This is a genomic window from Parabacteroides sp. AD58 (genome assembly GCF_023744375.2).
Lineage (GTDB): Bacteria > Bacteroidota > Bacteroidia > Bacteroidales > Tannerellaceae > Parabacteroides > Parabacteroides absconsus.
Genome location: NZ_CP146284.1, coordinates 259,337 through 272,018 on the forward strand (window position 1 = coordinate 259,337; position 12,682 = coordinate 272,018).

At 46.6% G+C, this 12,682-nt stretch carries 10 protein-coding genes; 5 read left to right on the forward strand and 5 right to left on the reverse strand.

From position 1 onward, the window contains the following. The first annotated feature begins 2 nt into the window (after nucleotides 1-2). The 5 genes from NEE14_RS01030 (at nucleotide 3) to NEE14_RS01050 (ending at nucleotide 7,175) form a co-directional block, all read left to right on the forward strand. On the forward strand, nucleotides 3-3,092 hold the full coding sequence (locus NEE14_RS01030; RefSeq protein WP_251968097.1) for an efflux RND transporter permease subunit: 3,090 nt from the start codon (nucleotides 3-5) through the stop codon (nucleotides 3,090-3,092). After that, entirely contained in the window at nucleotides 3,086-4,288 is a 1,203-nt protein-coding gene (locus tag NEE14_RS01035; RefSeq protein WP_251968098.1) for a TolC family protein, read from the forward strand. The genes NEE14_RS01030 and NEE14_RS01035 overlap by 7 nt, the downstream gene beginning before the upstream one ends. A gap of 121 nt (nucleotides 4,289-4,409) precedes the next feature. After that, complete coding sequence (locus tag NEE14_RS01040; RefSeq protein ID WP_251968099.1) at nucleotides 4,410-4,958, forward strand: RNA polymerase sigma factor; 549 nt, start codon at nucleotides 4,410-4,412, stop codon at nucleotides 4,956-4,958. Continuing rightward, nucleotides 4,958-6,139: an outer membrane beta-barrel protein gene (locus NEE14_RS01045; RefSeq protein ID WP_251968100.1), complete on the forward strand. Its 1,182-nt coding sequence runs from the start codon at nucleotides 4,958-4,960 to the stop codon at nucleotides 6,137-6,139. Before NEE14_RS01040 ends, NEE14_RS01045 begins: the two co-directional genes overlap by 1 nt. A 55-nt stretch (nucleotides 6,140-6,194) precedes the next feature. After that, nucleotides 6,195-7,175: a glycoside hydrolase family 130 protein gene (locus NEE14_RS01050; RefSeq protein ID WP_243324181.1), complete on the forward strand. Its 981-nt coding sequence runs from the start codon at nucleotides 6,195-6,197 to the stop codon at nucleotides 7,173-7,175. A 146-nt stretch (nucleotides 7,176-7,321) separates the two neighbouring features. Here the strand turns inward: NEE14_RS01050 and NEE14_RS01055 are convergent, their stop codons facing one another. The 5 genes from NEE14_RS01055 to NEE14_RS01075 form a co-directional block, all read right to left on the reverse strand. Beyond that, nucleotides 7,322-8,170: a histidinol-phosphatase gene (locus NEE14_RS01055; RefSeq protein WP_251968101.1), complete on the reverse strand. Its 849-nt coding sequence runs from the start codon at nucleotides 8,168-8,170 to the stop codon at nucleotides 7,322-7,324. Between the two features lie 91 nt (nucleotides 8,171-8,261). After that, on the reverse strand, nucleotides 8,262-9,464 hold the full coding sequence (locus tag NEE14_RS01060; RefSeq protein WP_251968102.1) for a carcinine hydrolase/isopenicillin-N N-acyltransferase family protein: 1,203 nt from the start codon (nucleotides 9,462-9,464) through the stop codon (nucleotides 8,262-8,264). Between the two features lie 193 nt (nucleotides 9,465-9,657). Further along, nucleotides 9,658-10,530: a F0F1 ATP synthase subunit gamma gene (locus NEE14_RS01065; protein WP_251968103.1), complete on the reverse strand. Its 873-nt coding sequence runs from the start codon at nucleotides 10,528-10,530 to the stop codon at nucleotides 9,658-9,660. Nucleotides 10,531-10,539: 9 nt separating this feature from the next. Beyond that, nucleotides 10,540-12,126: a F0F1 ATP synthase subunit alpha gene (gene atpA, locus NEE14_RS01070; protein WP_251968104.1), complete on the reverse strand. Its 1,587-nt coding sequence runs from the start codon at nucleotides 12,124-12,126 to the stop codon at nucleotides 10,540-10,542. Between the two features lie 10 nt (nucleotides 12,127-12,136). Continuing rightward, nucleotides 12,137-12,679, reverse strand: a complete 543-nt coding sequence (locus NEE14_RS01075; protein ID WP_251968105.1) for a F0F1 ATP synthase subunit delta — start codon at nucleotides 12,677-12,679, stop codon at nucleotides 12,137-12,139. Nucleotides 12,680-12,682: the final 3 nt, after the last annotated feature.

Here is a 12,682-nt window from a genome sequence, read left to right on the forward strand (position 1 = left end):
ATATGCTGAATAAAATTATACATTATTCATTGCACAACCGGCTCGTCGTTTTGGTATGTGCCGTGTTGTTGCTGATAGGCGGAACTTATACAGCCTATCATACGGATGTGGATGTCTTTCCGGATCTGACGGCGCCGACAGTTGTTGTCATGACGGAAGCAAACGGTATGGCTCCGGAAGAAGTAGAGCGCTTGGTAACTTTCCCTGTGGAAACGGCTGTCAATGGTGCTACGCATGTTCGCCGCGTCCGTTCTTCTTCGACAACGGGTTTTTCGGTTGTATGGGTAGAATTCGACTGGGGAACGGATATTTATCTGGCCCGTCAGATTGTATCGGAGAAGTTGGCGATTGTAACAGATGACCTACCTCAGAATGTAGGTCGCCCGACCATGGGACCGCAGTCGTCTATCTTGGGAGAAATGATGATTATCGGATTGACTTCTGATTCGACTTCCTTGCTGGATGTACGAACTTTGGCCGATTGGACCATCCGTCCGCGATTACTTTCTACCGGCGGTGTGGCACAGGTAGCTGTTATCGGTGGCGACATCAAGGAATATCAGATCTTATTGGATCCGGCGCGGATGAAACATTATGGAATCGGGTTAGATCAGGTTTTACTGGTTTGCCGCCAGATGAACCAGAATGCCAATGGCGGTGTCTTGTATGAATATTCCAATGAATATATTATACGTGGCGTCTTGACGACCACAAAAGCAGAAGAGCTGGCCAAAGGCGTTGTGGCCATGACGCCGGATAATACGCCGATTCTTCTGGAAGATATAGCAACCGTGAAAGTCGGAGGTAAGCAGCCGAAGTTAGGTCTGGCTTCTGAACGGACAAAGCCGGCTGTTCTGGTAACAGTAACCAAGCAGCCGAATACCAGTACAATCGAACTGACGGAGAAGTTGGATGCAGTTATGGCTGATTTGCAGAAGAACTTGCCGAAGGATGTACATGTCTCGACGGATATTTTCCGCCAGAGCCGTTTCATTGATAGCTCAATCAACAATGTAAAGGAGAGTTTGTTCGAAGGTAGTTTCTTCGTGATCATTGTTCTCTTCCTATTCTTGATGAATGTGCGGACAACGATCATCTCGCTGGTGGCTTTGCCGCTTTCGCTGCTGGTTTCCATCCTGACTTTACATTATCTTGGTTTAACCATCAATACGATGAGTTTGGGCGGTATGGCAATTGCCATCGGTTCGCTGGTGGATGATGCGATTGTAGATGTGGAGAATGTGTATAAGCGGTTACGGCAGAATCGGATGTTACCAGTAGAACAACAGCGCCCAACGAAGGATGTCGTCTTTGATGCTTCACGGGAAGTGCGTATGCCGATCCTGAATTCAACCTTGATTATTGTAGTCAGCTTTGTGCCTTTGTTCTTCCTGACAGGAATGGAAGGCCGAATGCTGGTTCCGCTGGGAATTGCTTTCATCGTCGCTTTGTTTGCTTCTACCGTAGTAGCCTTGACATTGACTCCGGTTTTATGCAGTTATCTGTTGGACCGAAAGGGAAAGAAACCGGCGCAAGATGCCTGGGTTGCAAGAAAGCTGCGTGGTATATATGAGAAGGCTTTGCTTTTCTCGATTCATCATAAACGGGGCGTATTGGCTTCTACAATATGTGTGTTTATTGTTGCTTTGGGATTATTCTTTACGTTGGGACGTAGCTTCCTGCCTCCGTTCAACGAAGGTTCATTTACAATTAATGTCAGTTCATTGCCGGGTATCTCGTTGGAAGAATCGGATAAGATCGGGCGTCGGGCAGAAGAGTTGCTGTTGCAGGTGCCGGAAATCCAGACGGTGGCCCGTAAAACCGGACGTGCTGAATTGGATGAACACGCTTTAGGTGTTAATGTCAGTGAGATTGAAGCTCCGTTTGAGTTGAAAGACCGTTCGAGAGCGGAAGTAACGAACGATGTCCGTCAGAAGCTGTCGACGATTACCGGTGCGAACATTGAGATCGGTCAGCCGATTTCCCACCGTATTGATGCCATGCTTTCGGGTACGGAAGCAAATATTGCCATCAAGTTGTTCGGAACGGACCTGAACCGGATGTTCCAGATCGGAAATCAGATCAAGGATGCGGTGAAAGGAATTGAAGGACTGGTGGACTTGAAGGTAGAACAGCAGATCGAACGTCCGCAGCTGACGATTACACCGAAGCGAGACATCTTGGCCAAGTTTGGTATTCCATTGCCGGAATTCCAGGAATATGTGAATGTCATGCTTGGCGGGGAAGTCGTCAGTCAGGTATACGATGACGGAAAGACCTTCGATCTGACGGTCAAGACGTCTGACGAGAGCCGGGCTACGATGGACGATATCCGTAATCTGATGATCGATGCCAACGGAACCAAAGTACCGTTGAGTTATGTGGCCGATATCCGTTCGGCAGCCGGACCGAATACAATCAACCGCGAGAATGTTTGCCGGAAGATTGTGATCAGTGCCAATGTCTCGGAGCGTGACTTGCGAGGCGTGGTAAACGATATCCAGCAGGCCGTGAATGAGAAGATTGTTCTTCCCGAAGGTTATCATATCGAATACGGCGGACAGTTTGAGAGCGAACAGGCAGCCAGTCGTACGCTGTTGCTTACTTCGCTGATGTCGTTGATCGTTATCTTCCTTTTATTATATCATGAGTTCAAAGATGCCCGCGAGAGTGGCGTAGTAATGATCAATCTGCCGTTGGCCTTGATCGGTGGCGTGTTTATCTTATGCCTGACTTCGGGCGAGGTCAGTATTCCGGCAATCATCGGGTTTATTTCCCTTTTCGGCATCGCTACGCGCAACGGTATGTTATTGATCAGTCATTATACGCAGTTGCGGAGTGAAGGAATGCCGTTGCAACGGGCTGTTGTGCAAGGTTCGCTGGATCGTCTGAACCCGATTCTGATGACGGCTTTGAGTTCGGCATTAGCTCTGATTCCGTTGGCGGTGAATGGCGATCTGCCCGGTAATGAAATCCAAAGTCCGATGGCAACGGTCATCTTGGGCGGATTACTTTCTTCTACCTTCCTCAACGGGTTTATCATTCCAATCATTTATTTACTTATGAATAAAGAGGAGAAACAGATATGCTAAGAAAACAGATATTTACAATCGCTTTATGCATCGGCTTCTCGGCAGCCTTCTCACAGGAAGTCTGCCGTCCGCAGACGATGGATGAAATGCTCCAGCTGATTGAGCAGAACAATAAGGACCTGAAGGCCGGAGCTTCGCAGACAGAAGCCTTCAAATGGCAGGCGCGGACAGAGAATAATTTGCCTGATCCGGAAGTTACTTATTCGCATCAGTGGGGAAACAAGGAAGGCATGGGTTTTACGGGTGAATTGATTGCCAGCCAGTCGTTCAACTTCCCGACGCTTTATGCCCAGCGCAACAAACTGAACGAATCACGTTTCCGTTCGTTCGATGCCCAGTATGCCACTTCGCGCCAGCAGATTCTGTTGCAGGCGCAGCAGGCTTGCCTCGACTTGATCTACCTGAACCAGTTGCAGGCTTTGTTGGACGAACGCCTGGCCAATGCCGAGGCTCTGAGCCGTTTCTATGCTTCACAGCTGGAAAAGGGTTCGGCCAATGTTATCGAGACGAACAAGATTGACCTGGAGCTGCTGAATGCCCGCAATGAAGTGCGGCAGAACGAAGCGGCACGCCAGGCAAAACTGGAAGAACTGACGGCCTTGAACGGCGGCATTCCGGTAGCTTTTGCCGATACGGTTTATCGGTCGGCCTGGGAATATCCGTCCGATTTCGAAGCATTCAAGATAGAAGCTTTGGCTTCATTGCCCGAAATGCAGGCCTTACAAAGCGAGCAGGCGGCCGCATCTCGTTCGGTGACGGTTAGCAAACAACAATGGTTGCCGAATCTGACATTAGGATATCGAATGAATCCGTCGAGTGGAGGTGAGCGTTATAATGGTGTGTTGGTAGGTATTTCCATCCCGCTTTTCTCCAATCGTGGAAAAGTAAAGCAAGCCAAGGCCGAGCGCTTCTATGCTGAAACCAAGGTACAGAGTTTTACGGATACCGAGACGGCGGCTTTGCGCCAAGTCTGGGTTCAGGCGGGTAAACTGAAGGTATCGGCGGACGAATATGCATCGGTTCTGCAGAAGCAGAATAATATCGCGCTGCTGAACAAGGCGATTCAGGCCGGACAGATTTCGATGATCGAATACTTCGTCAATGTAACGACTTTCTATCAGAGCATGCAGAATTATCTGCAGTTGCAGAATGAATATCAGAAAGCGATGGCACAGCTTTATCGCTTCCGCTTATAACAGAAAAATCAGAGAAAAGCCCTGTCGTTTCGGTCGGCAGGGCTTTTTTTGTATCATTTTTTATTTTCGGATGCAGTATTTGTGCTTTCTTCGCATTTAACTGATAAAATAATTCGAAAAGATGAGCGAACAGGAGTTGGCTGAAGGTTGCCGGGCTGGCGATAATCGGGCGCGCAAGGAGCTGTATGAGCTTTTTGCCCAGCCGATGTTATGCCTATGTTTCCGCTACGTCGCCAATTTGGAACAGGCTCAGGACTTGCTACACGACGGCTTCCTGAAAGTCTTTTCGTCTATTTCTTTGTTTACTTATCAGGGAGAAGGCAGCCTTAGGGCGTGGATGAGCCGGGTATTTACCAATGTAGCCCTGGGCTTTCTGCGGGCCAATAAATTATTGCCTTCGCTGGTTCCGCTGGAAACGATAACTGATACTGCCGACGAAGAAGAAGAGCCGGATGCCAATCGTTTGCCAATCGACGTACTGATGCGCCTTGTGGCGGAACTACCGCCGGGTTATCGTACGGTATTCAATCTTTATGTGTTTGAGGAATGGTCGCACAAAGAGATTGCCGCTTATTTGCATATACAGGAGAAATCATCGGCCTCACAACTCAATCGGGCGCGTAAGATGCTGATGGAACGAATACGAAACTATCTAAAATCAACAGAGTAATGGAAGAAAAGCAGCATGACATCATTGAAGTCTGTCGCAGGCGAAAAGAGGAATTCCGGCTTCCATTGCCTGTGGACGGATGGGAACGTCTGGAAGCCGACTTGCAGGCAATGGAGAAACCGATGCGCCGCCGGATTGTGTGGTGGCGCTGGCTGGCGGCTGCTGCATTGCTGGCTGGTATTACTTTCTCCGGCTGGTGGCTGTGGCAGATGCCGGAGATAGAGCCGTTGCCGGAAGAAGTCGTTACAGCAACCGTAGCTGAAGAAGTACGTCCGGTTGTTCCCGAGGTAGAAGTCTTGCCATTGGCTTATCTTTCCGTGCGGGAGGAAGAAATCTCACTGCATGCAGTGGCGGTACCGGAAGAGAAGAAGGAATCTGTTCCCGAAGAACCGGCTGCTGTTTCTGTATCGGAAGAACCGGCAAAGGAAGAAGAAGTCAAGCCGGAAACATCCGTCTGGACATTACCCGAAGAAAAACAGCCTCGTCGCCGTAGAGGAAGCTGGTCATTTGGTTTGGCTGCCGGCGGGAGCGGGGCGATGAATCTGTCGTTGGCATCTGTGGATGATAATTATGTAGCCAGCGATCCTATACAGCCGGGAGTAGACGGTAGTGATGAAGATGACGATGACCAGAAACCGGAAGAAAGCCTGCAAACCCGCGGCTTGTCGGCTGTATCAGGTATACGGGAGCCGTCGCTCGATTATCATCATCGCCTGCCGATTTCGTTTGGTTTCTCGGCCCGTTATGCCTGGAAACCGGATTTAGGCATAGAAACGGGACTGACATATACTTGGCTTTATTCGTCGTTACGTTCGGGCGGTTACCGGACGGGCGAACAGTCATTGCATTATTTAGGAATACCTCTCAAGCTGAATTGGACATTCTGGCGGAAAGACAATCTGTCGTTCTATCTCTCTGGTGGCGGGTTGCAGGAATATTGTGTATCGGCACGTAGGCAATTCGTCGGTGAATCGTCCTATTCATTACCCGTCAACCGCTGGCAGACTTCGATACAGGGCGGATTAGGATTCCAGATTCAGGTATATAAATCAGTCTCCATTTATCTGGAACCCAATTTTGGTTATTACTTCGATATGTTGGGAACCAGTCAGGTGGAAACGTACCGGACCGAGAATCCATTGAATATCGGACTACAAATCGGTGTCAGGTTTGGCAAATAATCCCGAAAAGTATTACTTTTGCAGGTAATTATAAGTTAAACTAAAAACGACAAATATGAGTGAATTGAAGCAAATCGCAGCAATGCCGTGGGAAGACCGCCCCGAAGGTTGTACTGACGTGATGTGGCGTTATTCAAAGAATCCGGTGATCGGACGTTATCACATCCCGACATCCAACAGTATCTTCAACAGCGCCGTTGTTCCGTTCAAGGATGGGTATGCCGGAGTGTTCCGTTGCGACAACAAAGCTGTACAGATGAATATCTTTGCCGGCTTCAGTAAAGACGGTATTAACTGGGAAATCAATCATGAACCGATCCAGTTTAAAGCCGGAAATACGGATATGATTGAATCAGAATATAAATATGATCCGCGTGTTGCCTGGATTGAAGACCGTTATTGGATTACCTGGTGTAATGGTTATCACGGACCAACCATCGGTATTGCTTATACCTTCGACTTCCAGGAATTCTTCCAGTGCGAGAATGCTTTCTTGCCGTTCAACCGTAACGGTGTGTTGTTCCCGCAGAAGATTAACGGTAAATATGCCATGTTGAGCCGTCCGAGCGATAACGGTCATACCCCGTTTGGTGATATTTACATCAGCTACAGTCCGGATATGAAATACTGGGGCGAACACCGTTGTGTGATGAAAGTAACTCCTTTCCCGGAAAGTGCTTGGCAGTGCCTGAAGATCGGTGCCGGATCTGTTCCGTTTATGACAGAAGCCGGATGGTTGATGTTCTACCACGGCGTTATCCAGACTTGCAACGGTTACCGTTATTCGATGGGTGCAGTTATCCTGGATAAGGAGAATCCGGAAAAGGTACTGTATCGTACGCGCGATTATATCCTGGCTCCGGCAGCTCCTTATGAATTACAGGGCGATGTGCCTAATGTTGTATTCCCATGTGCCGCTTTGCAGGATGGCAAACGTGTAGCTGTTTATTATGGTGCAGCTGATACAGTTGTTTGTATGGCATTCGGTTATATCGACGAAATCATCGAATTTGTAAAGACACATTCAATCGTTTAATTGAATCCTGAAAAAGCCGGCGTATTTTCATCAAAATACGCCGGCTTTTTATAAAAATACGCCAGCTTTTCTTTCAAATCTAACGTATATCGAAAATGATTCCCTTGAGGATTGAAAATGATCCTCGTTTATTTTGTCGGGAGGCTTTATTCAATTGCCATTTCTTCCCATTTCCCGTTCACTAATTCACAAGTTGCTCTGAATCCTTTTGCTTTAAGGAGTTCGAAAGCTTCCTCGCGACCGTCGTTGACAAGATCCGGATAATGGCTGTCTGAATTGACCATGATTGGAATATGACGTTCACGGATGGCCTCCAGGAACTTTTCGTGCGGATAAATTTCCCCTTTCTTCTTCAGGTTTTTCGTATTGATTTCGGCCATTAGTCCTTTCTCGGCAATCAAATCCAGATAAGCAAACAGTTCTTTGGTGTACCAGTCCGCATCCAGCGAGAAACCTGTGTATCGTTGTCCGTTCATGTAGATTTTATCGAGGTGGCCAACAATGTCGATGCCTCCGGCCTCTACCATCGCACAAGAAGAATCGTAGTAATGCTTGACTAATTTACGTATATCACCTTCGTAATACTGATCGACTCCACGGGCAAAGTCACTGAAAGCCCCGTCGATACACATCATGTTCTCTTCTGCCAGCGGATAGGCAATGGGGAGGAAATGAATGGAGCCGATCCGATAATCCAGTGGCAGACTCGTAAAATAATCGATCGACGCGTTGTAGGTCTTATCCAGGTAATCAATTTCCAGTCCGGTGTAAATTTCCAGTTGTCCGGCATATTTCTTCCTGAGCCGGTCTATTTCTTCCAGATATTCATTCATGTCTTCTTTGGACATGTTCCAGAAGGTTTCGAAGGGCAGGGGAGAATGAGAGGAAAACCCATAAGCCCGAAATTGATGCTGAATGGCGAATTTGACAAAGTCTTCCGGGAAACTTCTTCCGTCGCAGAAGTTACAATGGCTATGATAATTGCTAAGTTGCATAAGTTGTTTTATCTTTATTGCTTTTGTTCTGTAAAGTTAATAGTTTTATGCGAGTTGCGGAACAGGATTGTCCGCTTTTCTTCATCTGGAATCAATCTACGCGCATCAGGTGATAATAGGCCGGTTTGATCTTTTCTTCCGCTTCCTGGTAAAGGCGGTTTATGGCTTCCACATCCAGCCCTTTTTCTTCCCATTCAGCCTGGTGGTGGGCAAACAGATCATAGATTTCGTTCCATACGGGCGTTAATGTTTGAATGTAACCTGTGCCTTGGGCATTCCAAAGTTCAGACCAGTGAATGTATTTCTGTCCGTTGCCCCGATGGATGGGATAGGCCTGTGTTTTCAGCAGGGTAGCAAAGTAACACAAAGGAGCTGTTTTGAATTGCGGACTATACAACACCAGTTCCGGCTGTTGTTCACCTAGCTTCACCCAAAGAGGCAAAGCAATGGCTGTAGGCGGATAACCCAATTCGGTCCACATCGTTGTCAGTTCCGGATTCATTCCTTTCTTTACCCCTTGAATCACGATTGAAGCCGTACTCTCAAACCGGGGAATCAAATCCTGTTCGAGTTGCCATTCCGTGTTCTTTTCTTCTTTCAAGTCTTTACGGAACAAGCTGTGATAAAAAGAATGTGAGACTTCCTGGAAGATCGATCGCGGTGTCAGTCCTTGCGGATAGATGTCGGCAAAAATCTTTTTAGCACTCTCATAACGGATATAACCATAGCCTTCGTCCTTTCTGCCTTCAAACGAGAAATTCGTATAGACAAGATAACCGTCAGGCGCCAGATTCGGATCGTTTACATCCTTTTTATAGTACTTCGTATTGTTGGTCTCATAATAAGCTGCCCCGCCAAAAGCATCGATGATACCGAAATTGGCTTCGACCCGCATCGGACGGGATAGCGTATCGAGGAAATGCTCGAAGTCCTGTTGGTTCTTGCATATTTCCAAAGCACGGCGCATCAGGCGGCCTTCGTGATCCATTTCCTGTACATCATCGTCTTTCAGATTAAAGGATGCTGTATTCATGATGGCAAATCCGGCTTCATTAACGCCTGTCCAGATATCATAGTCGGTCGAATCACTGTTAACCAGCCCCAGGAAATTATATTTTTCTCCCTTTTCAAACGTAATATGATTATAGCGTGTCCCGGTATCGCGGTGCTTCCACATCAGCGGACGGCCGTCGGGTGTCGCTTTTCCGGAAACAATCACCGAAGTACAGGCACTACCAGATTCGTGTAGTAGAAAACAACTTAAAAGAATGCTTACAAGCAAAAGTGATTTCATTTGATGATATATTGGTTATTCGGCAAAAGTAAGGAGTTTATTTGAATTTTGAAAAGGGAAGGCATATTCCTCTTCTTTTCATTCCGGCACCAGGAAGAAAGCAGAAAGAGATAAATAGGGTTGGGGAATATAAAAAATCTCCAGTTTCAGGACAGAAACCGGAGATCTTTGTATTGGAAAAGGCAATCGCCAATCAGGCATGACTGGCACCGCCCATGATGTCGAGCAATTCGTTGGTAATGGCCTGCTGACGGGTCTTGTTGTACTGCAATGTAAGCTGACGAATCAGTTCATTGGCGTTGTCGTTGGCCGTTTGCATAGCCATCATACGAGCCGCATGTTCGGAAGTGGTCGTATCAAGCAAAGTTGTATAAATTTGCAGATCCAACATCTTCGGGAACAATAATTGCTGCAAGGTATAAACCGAAGGTTCCAGAATATAATCGGTAACATACGATGTATTATCAGCTTGCTTCGTCTCTTCCTGGATAGACAGTGGAAGATATATTTTATGCGTCAAAATTTGCTGTACCATGTTTTTGAAGTGATGGTATAACAAGTCTATCTGATCTACCTGCTTGCTGACATATAACTCTCGTAACTGTGCCGCTAATTTGCCTGCCTTTTCATATTCCAGATTATCGGCGATGGCAACAAATTCATCATGATATTCATACCCGGCCTTTTGCAGCTCTTTGGCTATTTTTTTACCCACCGGATAGAATTCGATATGAATCTGCTTGGCTTTATACGACTGGATTAATTCTTCTAACGACTTCCATACATTGGCGTTGAAACTACCGCACAAGCCCGTGTTGGAAGAACAAACCACAATGGCTACGTTCTTAACCTCACGCCGGACTGTATAAGGTGAATCGAATTCTTGTTCGGCGGCCAGCAGACTTTGCAGAATATCCGTCAGCTGCTCAGCGTAAGCCAGTGTCCGTTCGGTTGCAGCTTGCGTATGATGCAGTTTGGCTGAAGCTACCATTTTCATGGCAGCTGTAATCTTCTGCGTACTCTGGATCGAATTAATCCGATTTTTAATCTCTTTCAATGAGGCCATAGTCGTCTGTTATTTTTTATAAGAAGCTGCTATTTGTTTGGCAGTTTCTTCCAGTATCGTTGTAATTTCATCATTGATTGTACCTTTCTTCAGTACATCCAGTACGTCACGTTGATGGTTTACCTGCAGTGACTCTAAGAATGAATTCTCAAACTCATGTACTTTATTCAACGGTACATCACGCAACAGTCCTTTTGTCGCGCAGTATAAGATGGCAATCTGCTTCTCAACAGGCATCGGGCTGTATTGAGGCTGAATCAACAGCTGGGTATTCTTCTGTCCCTTATCGATAGTAAAGGCAGTAACTGGGTCCATTTCTCCACCGAACTTGGCAAATGATTCCAGTTCACGGAACTGAGCCTGGTCAATCTTTAACGTACCAGCTACTTTCTTCATCGCCTTCAACTGGGCATTACCACCTACACGAGAAACGGAAATACCTACGTTGATAGCCGGACGGTTACCTTGGTTGAAAAGGTTTGTCTCCAAGAAAATCTGACCATCGGTAATAGAAATCACATTAGTCGGAATGTAGGCAGAGACATCACCGGCCTGAGTCTCGATAATAGGAAGTGCAGTTAATGAACCACCACCTTTTACACGAGATTTCATGCTGTCAGGCAGATCATTCATCTGGCATGCCACTTCCTGCTGGTTGATGATACGGGCTGCACGTTCCAGCAAACGGGAGTGCAGATAGAAGATATCACCCGGGTAAGCTTCACGTCCGGAAGGACGGCGCAAGATCAGAGATACTTCACGATAGGCAACAGCCTGCTTTGACAAGTCATCATATACAACCAAAGCATGACGGCCGCTGTCGCGGAAATATTCACCGATAGCAGCACCGGCAAAAGGAGCAAAATACTGCATGGCAGCCGGATCGGACGCAGTTGCACTAACAACGACTGTATAATCCATAGCTCCCTTTTCCTGTAGTGTATTTACAAGGGCAGCAACGGTAGAACCTTTCTGACCGATAGCTACGTAAATACAATATACCGGATTCCCGGCTTCATAAGCAGCCCGTTGGTTGATGATTGTATCAATGGCAATCGCCGTCTTTCCTGTCTGACGGTCGCCGATGATCAACTCACGCTGGCCACGTCCGATAGGAATCATGGCATCGATAGCCTTGATACCTGTCTGCAACGGTTCATTTACCGGCTGGCGGAAGATTACTCCCGGCGCCTTTCTTTCCAGCGGCATCTCGCAGGTTTCACCGGTAATTTCTCCTTTTCCGTCGATCGGATTTCCTAACGGATCAATTACACGGCCTATTAAGTTCTCATTTACATTGATAGAAGCAATTCGGCCTGTACGTGTAACGGTATCACCTTCCTTAATCAGATCGGTAGGACCTAACAGTACGGCACCGACGTTGTCTTCTTCCAAATTCATGACGATGGCTTCCATACCATTGTCAAAGCGGAGCAATTCATTGGCTTCAGCGTTGTCCAGTCCGTAGATACGAACTACACCATCGCTCACCTGCAATACGGTACCCACTTCTTCCAGCTTGATACTCGTATTGATTCCTTCCAGTTCTTTCCGAAGGATATCTGAAACTTCGCTGATTTTTATCTGGTCTGTCATATTTTCAGTTTTATTTTCTTTGCAGTAACTGCTCGCGGATATGCTTCAACTGAGATGCATAGCTGGCATCCAGACGATAATTCCCGATTTGCAAGCAGAAACCTCCAATTAGTTCAGGTTTAACTTCTCCGGAAAACTCGATTGTATCACCGGTTTCCTGGTGAAGTCTCTCAATTAAATGCTTTTGCGTACTTTCCTGAATGGGCGACGCAGAGCTGAATCGAATTCGAGTAATTTTCTTTTCCTTCCGGTACAGATAAATATAAATGTATGTCATGAAAGGCAAACAGCTTTCACGTTTATGGTTCAAAACCATACGAATGAAGCGTTTGTATAAGTCACAAACTTCTATTCCTCCAGCATTAATCAACAACTTTTCTTTATCTGCAACCGAGACAATAGGATTTTGCAAGGTCTCTTTAAGTTCCGGAAAGAGCAGGAAACTCTCTTTTAGCATTTTCATATCGTCATATACACGTGTTTCTTCTTTCTTCTCCATTGCCAGAGAAAAAAGGGCTCGTGCATATCTGGATGAAATAGTTCCTAAATCCATACC